The organism is Streptomyces sp. NPDC048297 (assembly GCF_043201585.1).
Classification (GTDB): Bacteria; Actinomycetota; Actinomycetes; order Streptomycetales; family Streptomycetaceae; genus Streptomyces.
This window is the reverse complement of sequence record NZ_JBICZA010000031.1, coordinates 23,503-39,922: the sequence shown is the minus strand read 5'-3', so window position 1 is coordinate 39,922 and position 16,420 is coordinate 23,503. Positions and strand designations below refer to the sequence as shown.

The window sequence follows — 16,420 nt, the reverse complement described above, 5'->3', positions numbered from 1 at the left end:
TTGGCGGGCAATCAGGCATTGGACATATGGTTTCCGGTCCTGCGAGGCTGCTGAGGCATCACCGATGACGACGGAGGTGGCCCCATGGAGGACCAGAGCGAACCGCAGTTCCGGATCGAGCACGACTCGATGGGGGAGGTCCGCGTTCCCGCACACGCCAAGTGGCGGGCGCAGACCCAGCGCGCGGTGGAGAACTTCCCGATCTCCGGCCAGCGCCTGGAGCGCGCGCACATCGAGGCGCTGGCCCGGATCAAGGCCGCGGCGGCGCAGGTCAACGCGGACCTGGGCGTGCTGGACAAGGACATGGCCGACGCCATCGGCGCGGCCGCGGGCGAGGTCGCGGCCGGCCGCTGGGACGACCACTTCCCGGTCGACGTCTTCCAGACCGGCTCCGGCACCTCCTCCAACATGAACACCAACGAGGTCATCGCCACGCTCGCCACCGAGCGGCTCGGCCGACCGGTGCACCCCAACGACCATGTCAACGCCAGCCAGTCGTCCAACGACGTCTTCCCCTCCTCCATCCACATCGCCGCCACGTCCGCGGTGGTCCACGACCTCGTCCCGGCGCTGGGCCGGCTGGCGCGGGCGCTCGAAGGCAAGGCGGACGAGTTCGCGACCACGGTCAAGTCCGGCCGTACGCACCTGATGGACGCCACCCCGGTCACGCTGGGCCAGGAGTTCGGCGGCTACGCCGCGCAGGTCCGCTACGGCCTCGAGCGGCTGGAGGCGGTCCTGCCCCGCGTGGCCGAACTGCCGCTGGGCGGCACGGCGGTGGGCACCGGCATCAACACGCCGGCCGGGTTCTCCGCCGCGGTGATCGCCGAGGTCGCGCGCGCCACCGGGCTGCCGCTGACCGAGGCCCGCGACCACTTCGAGGCCCAGGGCGCCCGGGACGGGCTGGTGGAACTGAGCGGTCAGCTGCGGACCATCGCCGTCGGCTTCACCAAGATCGCCAACGACCTGCGCTGGATGGGCTCGGGCCCGCGCACCGGCCTGGGCGAGATCAACCTGCCGGATCTGCAGCCCGGTTCGTCGATCATGCCGGGCAAGGTCAACCCGGTCCTGCCCGAGGCCACGGTCATGGTCGCCGCGCAGGTCGTCGGCAACGACGCCACCGTGGCGTGGGCCGGCGCGGCGGGCAACTTCGAGCTCAACGTGATGCTGCCGGTCATCGCCCGCAACGTGCTGGAGTCCATCCGGCTGCTGTCCAACGTCGCCCGCCTGCTCGCCGAACGCACCGTCGACGGCATCACCGCCAACACCGAGCGGCTGCGCGAGTACGCCGAGTCCTCGCCCTCCGTGGTCACCCCGCTCAACCGGTACATCGGCTACGAGGAGGCGGCGAAGGTCGCCAAGCAGGCGCTGGCCGAGCGCAAGACGATCCGTCAGGTCGTCCTGGACCGCGGATACGTGGAGCGCGGCGACCTGACCGAGGAACAGCTCGACCAGGCCCTGGACGTACTGCGCATGACACGCCCCTGACGCGGCACGGGGAACCGTCGGGCGCGGCCGGCGCGGCGACGTGTTCGCCGTCCGGCCCGCCCACCCGGAGGGGTGGGCCCTGGGCCGGCCGGTGCTGTGCCGGATCATCGAGCAGCCCGGCGTACGACCACCGGACCAGGGGCCAGGGACCAGGAACCACGGGCCAGGGGTCAGGGGCCAGGGACCAGGCCGAGCACCGCTGGTAGCGGCGGGCCCGCAGACCGTTTCGACGGACGGACGGGCGGTTACCCGCACCGCATGAGCCAGGAGCCGAGCCACAAGGGGCGCGACGAGACCGAGGAGGAGCGGGCCGACCGGATGTGGGGCGAACTCATCCAGGAGGTCCGGGTGGCCCAGACCGGTGTGCAGATCCTCTTCGGTTTCCTGCTGACCGTGGCGTTCCAGCCCACGTACGCGCGGCTGTCCCGGACCGACCACGTCATCTACGTCGTGACCGTCGTCCTCGGCGCCTGCGCGACCGGCGCCCTCATCGGCCCTGTCTCGCTGCACCGCTTGGTCTCCGGCCGCGGGGTCAAGCCCCGCGCCGTACGGCTGGCCGCCCGGATGACGTTCGTCGGCCTGGCCCTGCTGCTCGCCATTATGACCTCGTCCCTCGTCCTGATCCTCCGGGTGGCCACCCGGCAGGGGGGCGTGCTCTGGGTGGTCGTACCCGTCGTCCTGTGGTACCTGGTGTGCTGGTACGGACTTCCGCTCTGGTCACGCCGCCGGCACACCACCCCGCCGGACGACACCCCTAGAAGCGTGGGTCGGTGAACACCTCCTGGAATGCCGTGCGTCGTGGCGAAGTGCGGCTGCCGAGCGGTGCTCTTGAGGAGCCGAGCGCTGCTCTTGAGGAGCCGAGCGCTGCTCCGGAAAAGGCGTGGCTGCCGGGCAGTCGTGATGCGACAATCCGTCCGCGACTTGATCCACATCCGCGTCCCGGAGGTCCGCATGGACATCGCCTCGCTGCTGCCGCTGACCACGTCCCGGTTGTCGCTGCGTCTGTTCACTCCCGGTGACGCCGATGCCCTGTACGCCTACCAGAGCCTGCCGAGCGTGGCGCGCTACTTGTACCGGCCGGCGCACACGCGTGAGCGCAGCGAGCAGGTTGCCGCCGAGCGCGCGGCGCAGACGGCCTGGCGCGCCGACGGGGACAAGCTGGCGCTCGCTGTCTGCCGACGCGATGAGCCCGGCGTGCTTGGCGAGGTGAGCCTCACCCTGGCCGATGCCCGCGCCGCCCAGGCCGAGATCGGCTGGACTCTCGACCCAGGTCACGAGGGGCACGGCTACGCGACCGAGGCGGCCGGGGCGCTGGCCGGGTTCGCCTTCGGCACGCTGGGCGTGCACCGGCTCTACGCACGGCTGGATGTGGAGAACACCGGGTCTGCGCGGGTCTGTGAGCGCCTCGGCATGCGCCGGGAGGCGCACCTGGTCGAGAACGACCTCGACGGGGATCGCTGGGGCAGCGAGTACATCTACGCGGCGCTGTCCGCGGATCTTGGCAGTCGATCAGGCGATTGAGCCCGACGCCGCCTCCTGTTCGCGATCCCCCACACGGGAGGATCCCGGTATGGCGGGCGGGGACGGCCTGTTCGAGGTGGATCCGGCGGCGCTGGTGAAGTCGCAGACCGCGCCGACGGTGGCGGTGAAGAAGGCCGTCCGGGCGTTCGTCCCCGATCAGATGCCGATGCTGCCGCCGTCGCTGGACGAGTGACTGCCCGAGGGGCATCAGGCCCGATGCGTGGCCGAACTGGTCGACGAGGTGCGGGCATGGCCCGCAAAGTGCACACCGGACCCGGACGCGCCGCCTGCGCGCAACGCGAAGCCATCGTCGAACCCTCCTTCGGGCAGGTCGGAACCCCCGATCCGACCACCAACGCTCGACGGCTCGCTCGTCACCGACCCACGCTCCTAGCCGGCGGCACGAGCCTCCAGCACCGCCAGTTGGCGGTCGTGCGCCCGGCTGAGCAGCAGCAGTGACAGGACAGCCCCGATCAGTGCGCAGAACATGTCCCACTGGGTGTCCCACACATCGCCCTGGGTGGCGAGGAACGCGTCCGCGCCGTGGCCCCCGATCTCGGCGGCGGCCCACTCCAGCAGCTCGAAGCAGGCGCTGAAGGCGAGGCACGCGCACACGGTGAGCGGGGCCAGCCAGCGGCTGCCGCGCAGCGGCGAGGTACGGGCGAGGAGTTCGCGCACGAGGACGGCCGGTACGAACCCCTGCATCAGGTGCCCGAAGCGGTCGTACGGGTTGCGGGACAGGCCGAAGGTGTCGCGCACCCAGTCGCCCGCGGGAACCCGCGCGTACGTGTAGTGGCCGCCGACGGCGAGGACCAGAGCGTGCGCGGCCAGCAGCGCGCACAGCAGCCCGGTCAGCGGGAAGCGCCGCCACAGCAGGACCACCAGGGGCAGTCCGGCCAGCACCCAGAACGTCTCCAGGAACCAGGTCGTGCGGTCGCGCACACCCCACGCCGACACGGCCAGGCCCACGGCGGCCACGCCCGCGAACACGGCGGGCGGCACACGGCGCGCGGCGGAGTGCCGGGCGGGACGCGGGGCGGGGTGTGGGGCGGGGCGCACTGCGGTCATGGCGGGGCTCCTGGTCATGGGAGTCGGCGGAGCCCCATCGTGGCGCCGGGCGGCGGGCACGGGCATGAGTACGGCTACTCAGGCCGCACCGGGTACCGGTGCCCGCCCGCCCGGGGTGCTCAGCCCCGCGCCTCGCCCCCACGTGCTCCGCGCAGCGCGGTCAGGCAGCTGCCGATGGCCTGCTGGAGTTCCTCCAGACGCTGGAGCATGTCGTCCTCGTAGAAGTCCTGGGCGTCGTCGAAGGTCAGCTCCTCGAACGCGCGGGTCGCCTTCTGCAGGCTGCTGTAGAACTTCGTCCGCCGCTCCTGGACGCGCAGTTCGGGATCGGCCTCGACCGTCTCGGCGACCAGGTTCTTCATGGTGTCGTAGGCCTCGGTGGCCCACTCGCCGGCGTCCTCGGTGTCGTCCAGCTCGTCGATCAGCGACAGATGCCGCTCGGCCTCCTCGCGCAGCTCGGTGGGCGCGTCCACCGTCTGTCCCGCCGGCGTCCGGAACTGCCCGGACTCGGCGATCTGGCGGACGTAGCCGATCCGGTCGGCGGCCCGGCTCTCGCTGGCGACGGCCTTCTTGAGGTCGTCGGTGCGGACGACGTCCCGCGCCAGCTCGGCCTGCAGGTCCGGGTCCTCCTTGACCCGGTCCAGCAGGGCGGAGCGGGCGGCCCGCGCGGTGGAGGGGTCGGCGAGGATCGCGGCGCGCAGCGCGGTCGGGTTCTCGGCGACCTCGAGCGCCTTGGTGGGCCGGATGCCCTCCGCCTCGGCGGCCTGCGCGATGGCCGTGCCCCGCTCGGAGGTGGCGCTGTTGCGGGAGACGTAGTAGGTCAACCACACGTCGGCGTCCGGCAGTTCCACGTCCTGGCCGGGTTCGAGCGCCTCGAAGAGCGGGACGAGACCGTCGTCCGCCGCGCGGTCCCAGGCCTTGTAGTAGCGCATGACCCGCTCGGCGGAGCAGCCGGCCAGGTCCGCGAACTCCTTCGCCGAGACCTTCGGCGTCTCTCCCGCCGCCTGTCCGCCCGGCCGCACGCTGCGGGCCACCATCAGCGCGAAGGCCCAGCCGCCGGTGCGCGCGTACACGCCGAACTCGCGCGCGTCGCGCGCCACGAGGTCGGACAGGGGCGCCGGGGCGGGGACGGACGTCTCGGACGGGTCGATGGCCAGGGTCACGGATGACTCTCCTGCGGGCGTGGCTGGACGGGACCGTGCCCGGATGTCCGGGCACAGGGAGGAAGCCTATATGGCCGCATTGACCATGCTTTGGCGCAACGATGCGGGAACGTGGCCGGGGCGGGCTCAGCCCCTCGACTCCTCGGCTCCTCGGCCTCTCGGCCTCTCGGCCTCTCGGCCCTTCAGTCCCTCAGCCCTTCGGCTCGCGGAAGGTCTCCAGGAAGGTCTTGAGAGTGAGTTGGCTAGCAGCGTCGTCCCAGTCCGCGGCCCGGGTGGTGAAGCGCAGCGAGAAGCCGTGGCCGCCGTCGAGCAGGAAGCCGCGCCCGAAGGTGTGCACCCGTGCGGCGCCGGTGCCCGACAGCCACTCCAGGTCGGCGGCCCTGTGACCCCGGTAGGTGGCGGGCCGCACGGCGCCGACGCGGTGGTAGCCGCCGAGCCGCTCCAGACCGGGCTCGACGTCGTCGCGCCACACGGCGACCGGGTCCGCGCCCAGGCCCTCGCTGTAGGTCACGGCGAGGGTAGGGGAGTGGCCGCCCGCGCCGAAGGTGACGCGGTAGGCACGCCCGGCGCCGCGCGAGGCGGCCAGCCGTTTCCAGCCCGCGGGCAGGGCCAGCGTGAAGCCCTCCGGGGCCGTGTACGGACGGTATCCCGCGGGCAGGGCGGAGGCGCCGGCGCCTCCGCCGGAGCCGGAAGCGGGTGTCGGAGCGGGGCTCGGCGGGGTGGCCGCGGCGGACGGGCGGGCGGTTCCGCTGCCGTGGATGTGCCCGGCAGATGAGGGGCCGCGGCCAGTACGGCCGTGGCCACGGTGACGACGGCCAGAGCGGTCCCGACGGCCACGGTCCGTCTGCTTCTGCTTCCGCCCGCACCGCCACCTGCACCGCCGTCGCCGCCCGCACCGCCGTCAGCGTCAGCGCCCAGCGCCCGCGTCAGGGACTCCCGGGCCACCGGCAGGGTCAGGCGCTCCCGGGGGTCCTTGCGCAGCAGCCCTTGTACGGCCCGGGTGAGGGGTCCCGCGCGCAGCGGGGTGCGCAGCGGCAGCCGGTCCACGGCCCTCAAGGTGGCTTCGGGCCGGCCGCGGTCCCGGAACGGCGGCCGGCCCTCGGTCATCGTGTACAGGATCGCGCCCAGCGCCCACAGGTCGGCGGCCGGTCCGACGCGCTCGTCGCGGGCCTGTTCCGGGGAGGCGTACGACGGTGCCGTCATCCTCGGCGCCAGGGTCGTGCCCGCGAGGCCGAACCCCGTGACCACGACCGAGTCGCCGTCGCACACGAAGACCTGGCCGGGGCTCAGTTCGCCGTGGGTGACACCCTCGTCGTGCGCCGCCTGGAGCACGTCGAGGATCCCGAGGCCGATCCGGGCCGCCCGCGCGGGGTTCAACGGGCCGTCGCGGTCGAGGAGTTCACCGAGGGGAGTGCCGTCGATCCACTCGATCGCCGTCCACAGGCTGCCCTCCTCCACGACCGCGTCGACGAGGCCGGCGACCCGGCCTGGCCGCAGGAGCCGCATGGTCTCGGAGGTCCGCACGACCCGGGCCCTGACGTGACGCACGGTGTCCGCGCCGGCGTTCTCGGGCATTCCCGTCCGCGCCACCAGGCGGGGCCGGTTCACCGGCACGTCCCGCGCGTACCACCACACGCGGTTCGTCTCGCGGGAGAAGACCTCCAGGAGCCGGTAGCGCCCGGCGACCAACTCGTGTGCAAAGACGTGCGCCTTGACCATGGCCACCCCTCGCCGAAACCCCGTACCGTCCCGCCCGGAGATACGCGGAGCACGCGGGGGAGTGTTCAAGGCATCGGCAACTCCGGCCGTGGTTCTACCCTTTGTCCGGTTCTTCGACCGGACCAAGACGCCCCGGCCCCCCGGAGGGGAGCCGGGGCGTGGTCCGTCGCCTCACCCGGAGAGGGTTCAGTGCTGCTGCGCCTTCTGCGGCGTGACCTCGCTCGGTCGCACCACGACGAATCCCTCGCCCTGCAGCATCAGTTGCACCGCCTCGCCCGAACCGCCGCGCAGCATCGAGCCGAAGGACTGGGAGCGGTGCAGCGAGGTCTGCAGGTGCGCGGTCCAGCCGACCACCGCGTCGGTGTCGACGTACACCGGCTGCTGCGCCGAGACCGGTATGACCAGCGGGTTGCCCTCGCAGACGAGCCCGAGCCGGCCCTGCCCGCTGAACACACTGTTGAACAGCCCGCCGCCGGCGATGCCGGAGCCCTTCACGGTCTTGATCTCGTACGACAGCGAGGGGTCGAAGCACAGCACGTTGCGGCCGTTGACGGTGAACTGGTCGCCCGGCTCGACCTCGACGATGAAACAGTTCTGGGCCTCGTGCGCGAACCAGACCTCCCCCTGCCCGCGCACCGCCATCAGGGGCAGCCCCTCACCGGTGACCGCGCGCTTGAGCATGCCGCCCACGCCCTGGCCCTTGCGCTCGAACTGGAGGCTGCCGCGGTGAGCGATCATCGCGCCCTGGCGGGCGAACATCTCGCCGCTCACCGCGTACCTGATGCACTTGGCGTTCTCGACGCTCATCCCCGGCGCGACGGCCGGCTGCACCACATGACTGGAAAAGAGATCACCCTTCATGCGGTGCATGGTGTCCCGGACGGGCCGGTTCCGCCAAGATCACGGAACGTGCCGGTTCGGACACGATCTCCTGGCCGCTACTGCTGGGTGTCGACGGCCCGTTCGCGGACGGAGGAGCCGCGCGGCGCCCGCGTCTTCTTCGCGCTCTTCCCGCAGAACGCCGACTCCAGGGTGCCCGCCAGGGTGTCCAGCACCTTGGCGTTGTTGGACGTGTTCACCACGGCGGTGATGCTGCGCCCGCCGTCCTTGGTGCCGAACGCGTACGTGTAGTAGCCCTGGACGGCGCCCGTGTGGCCGTAGACCGAGGTCCCGCAGGACAGGTCGCGGCGGCGCAGCCCGAGCCCGTACGCGGTGGTGCTGCTGACCTTGGTGAAGCGCTCCATCTCGGCGAGGCGCGCGGAGGAGAGCAGCCTGCCGCCGAGCAGCGCCGAGTAGAAGGTGTTGAGGTCCTTGGCGCTGGAGATGATCGCCCCCGCGCTCTGCGCCCAGGACGCCGTCTGCGTGGTGGCGTCGACCAGGGCGCCGCCGGCCTGGTCCGGGGTCAGATAGCCGCGCGCGTACCGGCCGGGGATCCGGGTGTCCGGGTGGACGTAGAAGGTGTCGGCCAGCTTCAGCGGCGTGAAGACGCGGCTCTCGTACGCGCTCTTCACGGAGTGCCCGGTGAGCTTCTCGATGAGGAGCCCGGTGACGACGAAGTTGGTGTTGGAGTAGGAGTAGGCGGCGCCGGGCGCGTTGGTGCGCGGTTTCTTCAGGGAGAGCGCGACCAGGTCGCGGAGGGTGAAGACCTTGTCGCGCACGGCCTCGAAGCCGGACACGCTGTCGGCGAACATGTCGTAGGTGTAGTCGTGCAGGCCGCTGCGGTGGCTCAGCACCTGACGGACCGTGATGCGGTCGTCCGGCAGCAGCTTCGGCAGGTAGCGGTTGACCGGCGCGTCCAGGTCCAGCTTGTGCTCGTCGGCGAGTTGCAGCAGGACGACCGTCGAGAAGGTCTTCGTGACACTCCCGATGCGGAAGCGGTCGTCGGTGCTGACCGCCCGTCCCGCGCCCCGGTCCGCGAGGCCCCGCGAGATCCGGTACGTGGTGCCGTGGTCGTCGATCCGGGCCCAGGCCCCCGGCGCACCCTGGTTGCGTGCCGTGCGCAGCACCGCGTCCACGCCCGCGGTGTCCGGCGCCGGAAGCACCGCCGCCGCAGGGGCGTTCACCTCCGAGGTCGCGGCCCGCGCCGGTACCGCCACGAGGGACAGCGCGACCGCTCCGAGCACCGCGCCCCTGCTCACCCTTGCTGAGACCATGCGGCTCCCACTCCCATCCGTCCGGTTCGTGCTGCGACATCGATCACATTCCGGCCTGGAACCTAGGAGATCGCGGCGACGTCTCCCCAGCCGACACGCAGTTGGTCAGCGACTGATCACCCCGTGGCGCTCATTTGCAAAGGATTGCCACGGAAAGTCGGTAAATGGATCATTTCGACTTTACGTGTGCATGACTGATCCGAAAGGGTGAGCCTGGGGCCCGACCAGCCCCCATGACGTCCAACGACGCCATGTCTCAAGGCGGTTGGGGATTCCGGCCGCCTTCGGACGAAGGAAACCCTTCTCAGTGCGTAGACCCCACATACGCAGCGTGGCAGTCGCCGTCGCGGTAACGACGGCTGCCACGGGCCTTGCCGGAACGGCCTTCGCGGGTCCCTCCACGGGGACGCAGAGGACCGCGGCGTCCGCCGCCCCGACGACCACGACGGTGGCGGAGGCGGCGCGCACCGCGGCCTTCGCCCACGCGGCGGCGACCGGTGTCTCCCAGGGCGACGAACTCCACGCCCAGGACGTGATGATCGACCCCGAGGGTGCGCGCCACGTCCGCTTCACCCGCACACACGCCGGAATGCCGGTGCTCGGCGGCGACCTCGTCGTCCACCTGAACCGGAAGCTGGCCTACACGGGCGTCACCCGCGCGGCAGGCCACACCGTCCGGCCCGACGCCACCAAGGCCAGACTGACCCCGGGTCAAGCAGCCGCCAAGGCCGCCCGTGCCGCGGGCGGCGACGCGGGCGGCGCCCGGTTGGTGGTCGACGCCCGCGGCGGCGCCACCGCTCTCGCCTACCAGGTGACGGTGACCGGCGACGCCGGCTCCAGCACCGTGGTCGTCGACGCCCTCACCGGCACGGTGCGCAGCGACACGCCCGACGCCGACGAGTTCCTGTCGCCGAAGCTGATCGACACCCTGCGCGGGCGGGGCGAGCGCGCGGTCCCGGCCGCCGGCACCGGCTCGGCCCCGGCCGGCCTGCTCGGCTCGCGCGCCCTGGGCGCCGCGACCTACCCGTCGAGTGCGGCGGGCACCGGCAGGACCCCGTTCGTGGGCACCGTCGGCCTGACCGCCACGCAGACCTCGCGCGGCCACTACCAGCTCAAGGACCCGAGCCGGTACGGCACCGAGACGCGGGACGCCAAGGGCGCGACCACGGAGAGCTTCGGCGCCGGCACGACGTTCACCGACACCACCCACGTCTGGGGCAACGGCGCGACCACCAGCCGCGCCAGCGCCGCCGCGGACGCCCAGTACGGCATCACCAGGACCCTGGACTTCTACAAGAAGACCTTCGGCCGCAAGAGCATCGCCGACGACAGCAAGCCCGCCCGCGCGATGGTCCACTGGGGAAGCGAGGTCGCCAACGCCTTCTGGGACCCGGCCTGCACCTGCATGCTGTACGGCGACGGCGACGGCCAGACGTTCAAGAAGCCGCTCGTCGTCCTCGACGTCACCGGTCACGAGCTGACCCACGGCGTGGTCGACGCGACCGCCCGGCTGGAGCCGACCTACGTCGACGCGGACGGCAACCAGTACGGCGAGCCCGGCTCGCCGAACGAGTCGCTCGCGGACATCTTCGGTACCAGCGTGGAGTCCTACGCGAACAACACGAAGGACGTCCCGGACTACCTGGTCGGCGAGAAGCTGGGCCTGGCCCAGACGTTCCTGCGCCGCCTGGACCACCCCTCGCTCGACAAGCTCGAGGGCACGATCGACTACTGGTCACCGGACACGTACGACGCCGAGGTGCACGCCGGTTCCGGTGTCTCCTCGCACGCGTACTACCTCCTCGCGGAGGGCAGCGGCAAGAAGACGATCAACGGGGTGGCCTACGACTCACCCACCTATCACGGGATCACGGTGCAGGGGATCGGCCGCACCAGGGCCACGGCCGTCTTCTACCGTGCGCTCACCCGCTACATGGTCTCCACCACCGACTTCCACCAGGCGCGCATCGCGACGCTGAAGGCGGCCAAGGACCTGTACGGCGCGACCAGCACCGAGTACAAGACCGTGGACAAGGCGTGGGCCGCGGTCGACGTGACCGCCGCCAACACCCCGGCCGCCCGTCACTGACGGGCGGCCGCACCCACCGGCAGGACCGGATGCCCCGCCCCGCGCGGGGCATCCGCGTGTCCGGGCCCGCGTGGGGCATCCGCGTGTCCGGGCCCGGCCGGGGTGCGGATCCGCGGCATCGGCGGGACGATGACCTCCGTGGGACACGCAGGCACGTCCCGTACGGTCCGCCCGAGGCCCGGCGGGTCCGTCGCCCTCGGGGACGGGGCCCGGTGACCGGCCGCGTCGGCCGCCTCGGGCGCGTCTGCCGCGTGGCGGCCGTCCTGCTGGTCGCCGCCGCCGGACAGTCCGCACCCGCCCCGCCCGTCCAGGCCCTGACCGGGGCCACCACCCGGGGCACCGGAGTCGTCACCTGGGCAGCGAGCGCCGAGAGGGTCGGTGTCGGCACCGCCGACCGCGGCTACCGGCTCGTCGTGCGCACCAGCGTCGGCGGGAGCGACCTGCGCGTCCGCCTGACCAACGCGTTCGGCGACCGCCCCCTCACCGTCGACGACGTCCACGCGGGCCTGCGCGGCCAGGGTGCGGTGCTGCGCGCCGGCACCGACAGGCAGCTGACCTTCCACGGGTCCCGGACCGTCACCGTGCCGCCCGGCGCCTTCGCGTGGAGCGATCCGCTGCCCGGCGAGGTGCCCGCTCAGGCCGACCTCGTCGTCAGCCTCCACACCCCCGACGCGGCCGGCCCGGCCAGCGGTCACAGCCTGGCGATGCAGGCGTCGTACATCGGCGACGGCGACCACACCGGCGAGGACGGCGCGGCCGGCTGGACGCGGACCACCGGCTCCTGGTGGTACCTGGACGCCGTCTCCGTGCGTCCGGCGCACACCGGCACCGGCGCGGTCGTCGCGCTCGGCGACTCCCTGACCGACGGCTGGCAGTCCACGGCCGACCGCGACCGGCGCTGGCCCGACCACCTCGCCCGCCGGCTCGCCGCGGCGGTCGGCACTGCGGTCAAGGGCGTCGCCAACGAGGGGCTGTCCGGCAACAAGGTCCTCACGGACGACGGCGGCGGACAGGGCGCCCTGCACCGGCTGGACCGGGACGTCCTGTCCCAGCCCGGCGTGCGCACCGTGTTCCTCTTCGAGGGGGTGAACGACCTCAAGGCCCACGCCGGGGTCACCGCGGACGATCTGATCGCCGGGTACCGGGAGATCGTGCGGCGGGCGCACGCCGCCGGGGCGTGCGTGGTCGCCGCGACGATCGGACCGTTCCAGGGCTGGCCCGAATGGGACCCGGCCGGCGAGGCCGTACGCCAGGACGTCAACCGGTTCATCAGGCACAGCGGAGCCTTCGACGGGGTCGCCGACTTCGACCGCACCCTGCGCGACCCCGACGACCCCCAGCGGATCCTGCCCCGCTACGACGGCGGCGACCATCTGCACCCGGGCGATGAGGGGATGCGGGCGATGGCCGACGCCGTGGACCTGAGCAGCCTCGACTGCGGGCGCTGAACCCGCCCCGCCCGCAAGGGGCCCAGCGCGTTCAGGCCAGCAACTGCGTCCAGTTCGCCGGGACCCGGCCCGCCGGGCCCGGCGCCGGCTGGTCCGACGGGTGGCTGGCGGGGGGCGCGAGTTCGGGTCCGGAGTCGTACAACTCGTCCTTGTCGAAGTCCCAGAACCAGTCCTCGCCCGGCTCGAAGCTCTGGATCACCGGATGCCCGGTGGCCCGGTAGTGGGCGGTGGCGTGCTTGGCGGGGGAGTCGTCGCAGCAGCCGATGTGCCCGCACAGCGCGCAGCGGCGCAGGTGGAACCACCAGCCGCCCCCCTCGTCGCACTCGACGCAGCCGGTGCCGCTCGGCGGAACGCTCGGGTCGATCACGGCCTCGCCGCTCATGCTGTCTCCTCGGAAGTCGGTACGGACGCCTCGATGGACGCCGCGTCGGACGCCTCACCGGGCGCCTCGATGGACGCCTCACCGGACGCTTCGTCCGGCGTCTCGGCGGTCAGGGGAAGGAACACCTGGAAGCGGGTGTCGCCGGGCACCGAGTCCACCCGCAGGGTGCCGTGGTGCTTGTTGACGACGATCCGCCACGAGATGTCCAGGCCCAGACCGGTGCCCTCACCGACCGGCTTGGTGGTGAAGAACGGGTCGAAGATCCGGTCCTTGATCTCCGGCGGGACACCGGGCCCGGTGTCCCGGAACTCGACCAGCACCCGCTCGTGGTCGAGCACGGTCCGCACGGTCAGCGTGCCGGCGCCGCCCGCGCTGTTGATGGCGGACACCGCGTTGTCGATGAGGTTGGTCCACACCTGGTTCAGCTCCGCCGGATAGGCGGGGACCAGCGGGAGCGCGGGGGCGTACTCCTTGACCACCTCGATGCGCGGACCGAGCTTGGCGGACAGCATCATCAGCGTGCTGTCGAGGAGTTCGTGCACGTCCGCTTCCCGGAACGGCGCCCGGTCCAGCTGCGAGTACTGCTTCGCCGCGTCGACCAGGTGCGAGATACGGGTGGTGGAGTCCTCGATCTCGTTCATCAACAGCTCGGTCTCGATGGTGTAGTTGAGCCAGCTCATCGCGCCCGGCAGGATCTCCTCGTCCACGGCGGCGGCGACCTGCTCCATCCAGTCGACATCGAGCCCCGCCTGCACGACGGTCGGGGCGAGCTGCCAGCCGTGGTCGATGCCGTGGTCCTCCAGCCAGTCGGTGAGCGCGTCCTCCCGGTCGGAGGCCTCCAGCGGGCTGAGCGACGGCGCCTTGGCGACCCGCTCGGCCGTGCGCTCCTGGATCTCGACCAGACTCGCCAACTGGTCCCGGGTGAACGGGCCCTCCGCGATCATGCCGAGCTTGTGCCGCATCTTCGCGACCCGCTCGCGCAGTGCCGAGGTGGCCCGGACGGCCGCCGCGGCGGGGTTGTTCAGCTCGTGCGTGAGCCCCGCCGACAACGAGCCGAGCGCCAGCAGCCGTTCGCGCTGCCCGATCATCGCCTGGGTGTTCTTCGAGCCGAAGAACAGCCCCTCCAGCAGATGCACGGCCATCGGGAACCATTCGCTCATGATCTCGGCGAACGTGTCCGCCGGCAGCACGAAGAACCGCGTCGGCTCCGTCACCCGCATCGAGTTGTTGTACACCTGGCGCACCCGGTCCCCGAGGTACGCCTGCATGGCGCCCGCGTACACCCCGCGCTGCGAGGTCCGGGTCACCTCGATGTCGTCACCGCCGACCCGGCGGTACAGCACGACCGTGCCGTCGAGCATCACGTAGAGGCAGGTCGCCGGGTCACCCTCGGTGTACACCGGGCCGGGCTGGAACAGTTCCACGCGGCCGTCGGCGCACAGCCGCCCCAACTGCTCGGGCGTCAGCTTCTCGAAGAGGAACAGGGAGCTGATCTCTCCCTGAACGCACGGCATCGGCTGCCCGCTCATTGCTGCTCCAGATACCGGTGGACGAGCATCACGGCCATGGCTCCCTCTCCGACGGCGGACGCGACCCTCTTCGCGGACTCGGCGCGCGCGTCGCCCGCCACGAACACGCCGGGAATGCTGGTCTCCAGGTGGTACGGCGGCCGGTCCAGCTCCCAGCCGGCCGGCGGCCGTCCGTCGGCGCTCAGATCGGGCCCGGCCAGGATGAAGCCGCGCCGGTCGCGCAGCACCGTGTCGTCCAGCCAGTCGGTGAGCGGGGCGGCGCCGATGAACACGAACATCCACTGGGCGTCGACCCGTTCGCTCTCGTCCGTGTGCACATGGCGCAGGGTCAGCTGCTCCAGACGGTCGCCGCCGTGCGCCGCGTCGACCACCGTGTGGCTGCGCACCGAGATGTTCGGGGCCTCGCCGATCTGCTGGATCAGGTAGTGCGACATCGACGCCGACAGATCCGGGCCACGCACCAGCAGGGTCACCGACTTGGCGAACCGGGACAGGTACATCGCCGCCTGGCCCGCCGAGTTGGCGCCGCCGACGATGTACACGTCCTGCCCCTGGCAGGCGGACGCCTCGGTCAGCGCCGAGCCGTAGAACACCCCGCAGCCGGTCAGGTCGACGCAGCCCTCCGCCTCCAGCTGCCGGTACTGCACACCGGTCGCGAGGATGACGCTGTGCGCCGCGATCGCCGAGCCGTCCGAGAACCGTACGACGCGCGCCGCCCCGTTGATCTCCAGCCCCGTCACCTCGCGCGCGGTCAGGATCTCCGCGCCGAACCGGGCCGCCTGCCGCCGCGCCCGCTCGGTGAGCTGGGCGCCGGAGACGCCGTCGGGGAAGCCGAGGTAGTTCTCGATGCGGGAACTCTGCCCGGCCTGCCCGCCGGTCGCCTCACGCTCCACCAGGACGGTCCGAAGGCCCTCGGAGGCGCCGTACACGGCGGCACCGAGACCGGCCGGGCCGCCGCCGATCACGACGAGGTCGTAGAAGTCGGCCGTCGGCGTCGTCGCCAGACCCACCCGCGCGGCCAGCTCGGGCGCCTCGGGCTCGACGAGCGTGGTGCCGTCCGGGGTGACGACCAGCGGCAGCCGCTGCCCGTCCTGCCCGGCCGCGGCCAGCAGTCGCTGACCCTCCGGCTCCTCCACCGAGTACCAGCGGTAGGGCACTTGGTTGCGCGCCAGGAACTCGCGCACGTCCGAGGAGCGCGCCGACCAGCGGTGCCCGACGACCTTGGTGCTGGGCACGGGCCGGTAGTCGCTGTGGCGCCACGCCTCCAGGAGGTCGTCCAGCACCGGATAGAGCTTCTCCTCCGGCGGGTCCCACGGCTTGAGGAGATAGTGGTCGACATCGACGACGTTGATCGCGTCGATCGCCGCGTCGGTGTCCGCGTACGCCGTGAGCAGCACGCGCCGCGCCCCCGGATACACGTCCAGGGCCTGTTCCAGGAACTCGATGCCGTTCATCTGGGGCATCCGGTAGTCGGCCAGGATCACCGCCACCAGATCGCCGCGCAGCTTCAGCTCGCGCAGTGCCTCGAGCGCGGAGTCGCCGGACTCGGCGCGGACGATCCGGTACGACTCGCCGTAGCGCCGCCGCAGATCACGGGCGACGGCCCGGGAGACTCCCGGGTCGTCGTCCACGGTCAGGATGACGGTCCTCGCTGCGTCGGCAGCCTGTGCCATGCCTCTCCCACCCCGAGTGGTCGGTTCGCCGGGACGGTGTCGCTGGTCCGCCGCACCGGCTCCCGCTCATCGTATGTTCCATCGCCCGGCTTCGCTGAGGTACACAGCAGGTCCGCGATCATCCGCCCGCCGGTGGTGGGGGCAGGGGCGCGCGAGGTGGTGAAGACTGATCACGACCGATCGCCGCGGACGC

15 protein-coding genes are annotated in these 16,420 nt (G+C 72.1%); 6 read left to right on the top strand and 9 right to left on the bottom strand.

The genetic code is table 11. The features are described 5' to 3' along the window. Window positions 1–84: 84 nt before the first annotated feature. The 4 genes from ACGFYV_RS28645 (at window position 85) to ACGFYV_RS28630 (ending at window position 3,199) form a co-directional block, all read left to right on the top strand. Window positions 85–1,485, top strand: a complete 1,401-nt coding sequence (locus ACGFYV_RS28645) for a class II fumarate hydratase (protein WP_393881385.1) — start codon at window positions 85–87, stop codon at window positions 1,483–1,485. A 258-nt stretch (window positions 1,486–1,743) separates the two neighbouring features. Beyond that, window positions 1,744–2,259, top strand: coding sequence for a DUF6328 family protein (locus ACGFYV_RS28640; RefSeq protein ID WP_393881384.1), 516 nt, complete (start codon window positions 1,744–1,746; stop codon window positions 2,257–2,259). Window positions 2,260–2,436: 177 nt separating this feature from the next. Beyond that, on the top strand, window positions 2,437–3,006 hold the full coding sequence (locus ACGFYV_RS28635; RefSeq protein WP_393881383.1) for a GNAT family N-acetyltransferase: 570 nt from the start codon (window positions 2,437–2,439) through the stop codon (window positions 3,004–3,006). A 49-nt stretch (window positions 3,007–3,055) separates the two neighbouring features. Beyond that, window positions 3,056–3,199 carry a hypothetical protein gene (locus ACGFYV_RS28630; RefSeq protein WP_393881382.1) on the top strand — a complete coding sequence of 48 codons (144 nt, stop codon included), beginning with the start codon at window positions 3,056–3,058 and terminating at the stop codon, window positions 3,197–3,199. Window positions 3,200–3,396: 197 nt separating this feature from the next. Here ACGFYV_RS28630 and ACGFYV_RS28625 read toward each other — a convergent pair whose 3' ends face one another. The 6 genes from ACGFYV_RS28625 to ACGFYV_RS28600 all read right to left on the bottom strand — a co-directional run bounded on the left by ACGFYV_RS28625 (window position 3,397) and on the right by ACGFYV_RS28600 (window position 9,106). Continuing rightward, window positions 3,397–4,074: a DUF2238 domain-containing protein gene (locus ACGFYV_RS28625; RefSeq protein ID WP_393881381.1), complete on the bottom strand. Its 678-nt coding sequence runs from the start codon at window positions 4,072–4,074 to the stop codon at window positions 3,397–3,399. Window positions 4,075–4,193: 119 nt separating this feature from the next. Then, window positions 4,194–5,234 (bottom strand): hypothetical protein, encoded by a 1,041-nt coding sequence (locus ACGFYV_RS28620; RefSeq protein ID WP_393881380.1) that lies wholly within the window; start codon window positions 5,232–5,234, stop codon window positions 4,194–4,196. A 190-nt stretch (window positions 5,235–5,424) separates the two neighbouring features. After that, window positions 5,425–5,745, bottom strand: coding sequence for a serine/threonine protein kinase (locus tag ACGFYV_RS28615; RefSeq protein WP_393881379.1), 321 nt, complete (start codon window positions 5,743–5,745; stop codon window positions 5,425–5,427). Then, the gene (locus ACGFYV_RS28610; protein WP_393881378.1) at window positions 5,742–6,953 is read right to left on the bottom strand and encodes a protein kinase; all 1,212 of its coding nucleotides are present in this window, start codon (window positions 6,951–6,953) and stop codon (window positions 5,742–5,744) included. The genes ACGFYV_RS28615 and ACGFYV_RS28610 overlap by 4 nt, the downstream gene beginning before the upstream one ends. 186 nt (window positions 6,954–7,139) lie before the next feature. Continuing rightward, complete coding sequence (locus ACGFYV_RS28605) at window positions 7,140–7,814, bottom strand: AIM24 family protein (protein WP_393881377.1); 675 nt, start codon at window positions 7,812–7,814, stop codon at window positions 7,140–7,142. Between the two features lie 77 nt (window positions 7,815–7,891). Then, window positions 7,892–9,106 (bottom strand): serine hydrolase domain-containing protein, encoded by a 1,215-nt coding sequence (locus ACGFYV_RS28600; protein ID WP_393881376.1) that lies wholly within the window; start codon window positions 9,104–9,106, stop codon window positions 7,892–7,894. Between the two features lie 331 nt (window positions 9,107–9,437). Here ACGFYV_RS28600 and ACGFYV_RS28595 point away from each other — a divergent pair, with 331 nt between their 5' ends. Continuing rightward, window positions 9,438–11,195 carry a M4 family metallopeptidase gene (locus ACGFYV_RS28595; RefSeq protein ID WP_393881375.1) on the top strand — a complete coding sequence of 586 codons (1,758 nt, stop codon included), beginning with the start codon at window positions 9,438–9,440 and terminating at the stop codon, window positions 11,193–11,195. Window positions 11,196–11,407: 212 nt separating this feature from the next. Continuing rightward, a complete protein-coding gene (locus ACGFYV_RS28590; protein ID WP_393881374.1) occupies window positions 11,408–12,643 on the top strand; it encodes an SGNH/GDSL hydrolase family protein in 1,236 nt (411 codons plus the stop codon). A gap of 31 nt (window positions 12,644–12,674) precedes the next feature. On the opposite strand, the gene ACGFYV_RS28585 is transcribed toward ACGFYV_RS28590, so the two are convergent. The 3 genes from ACGFYV_RS28585 to ACGFYV_RS28575 are packed head-to-tail and all read right to left on the bottom strand — an operon-like array spanning window position 12,675 to window position 16,227. Further along, on the bottom strand, window positions 12,675–13,025 hold the full coding sequence (locus ACGFYV_RS28585; RefSeq protein WP_393881373.1) for a UBP-type zinc finger domain-containing protein: 351 nt from the start codon (window positions 13,023–13,025) through the stop codon (window positions 12,675–12,677). Next, a complete protein-coding gene (locus ACGFYV_RS28580; RefSeq protein ID WP_393881372.1) occupies window positions 13,022–14,554 on the bottom strand; it encodes an ATP-binding protein in 1,533 nt (510 codons plus the stop codon). The genes ACGFYV_RS28585 and ACGFYV_RS28580 overlap by 4 nt, the downstream gene beginning before the upstream one ends. After that, entirely contained in the window at window positions 14,551–16,227 is a 1,677-nt protein-coding gene (locus ACGFYV_RS28575; RefSeq protein WP_393881371.1) for an FAD-dependent oxidoreductase, read from the bottom strand. The genes ACGFYV_RS28580 and ACGFYV_RS28575 overlap by 4 nt, the downstream gene beginning before the upstream one ends. Window positions 16,228–16,420 lie beyond the last annotated feature (193 nt).

What these genes read in the sequence shown, in the direction of transcription:
- ACGFYV_RS28645 (WP_393881385.1), top strand. Translation starts at nt 85, where the DNA reads ATGGAGGACCAGAGCGAACCGCAGTTCCGGATCGAGCACGACTCGATG.
- ACGFYV_RS28640 (WP_393881384.1), top strand. Translation starts at nt 1,744, where the DNA reads ATGAGCCAGGAGCCGAGCCACAAGGGGCGCGACGAGACCGAGGAGGAG.
- ACGFYV_RS28635 (WP_393881383.1), top strand. Translation starts at nt 2,437, where the DNA reads ATGGACATCGCCTCGCTGCTGCCGCTGACCACGTCCCGGTTGTCGCTG.
- ACGFYV_RS28630 (WP_393881382.1), top strand. Translation starts at nt 3,056, where the DNA reads ATGGCGGGCGGGGACGGCCTGTTCGAGGTGGATCCGGCGGCGCTGGTG.
- ACGFYV_RS28625 (WP_393881381.1), bottom strand. Translation starts at nt 4,074, where the DNA reads ATGACCGCAGTGCGCCCCGCCCCACACCCCGCCCCGCGTCCCGCCCGG.
- ACGFYV_RS28610 (WP_393881378.1), bottom strand. Translation starts at nt 6,953, where the DNA reads ATGGTCAAGGCGCACGTCTTTGCACACGAGTTGGTCGCCGGGCGCTAC.
- ACGFYV_RS28605 (WP_393881377.1), bottom strand. Translation starts at nt 7,814, where the DNA reads ATGAAGGGTGATCTCTTTTCCAGTCATGTGGTGCAGCCGGCCGTCGCG.
- ACGFYV_RS28600 (WP_393881376.1), bottom strand. Translation starts at nt 9,106, where the DNA reads ATGGTCTCAGCAAGGGTGAGCAGGGGCGCGGTGCTCGGAGCGGTCGCG.
- ACGFYV_RS28585 (WP_393881373.1), bottom strand. Translation starts at nt 13,025, where the DNA reads ATGAGCGGCGAGGCCGTGATCGACCCGAGCGTTCCGCCGAGCGGCACC.
- ACGFYV_RS28580 (WP_393881372.1), bottom strand. Translation starts at nt 14,554, where the DNA reads ATGAGCGGGCAGCCGATGCCGTGCGTTCAGGGAGAGATCAGCTCCCTG.
- ACGFYV_RS28575 (WP_393881371.1), bottom strand. Translation starts at nt 16,227, where the DNA reads ATGGCACAGGCTGCCGACGCAGCGAGGACCGTCATCCTGACCGTGGAC.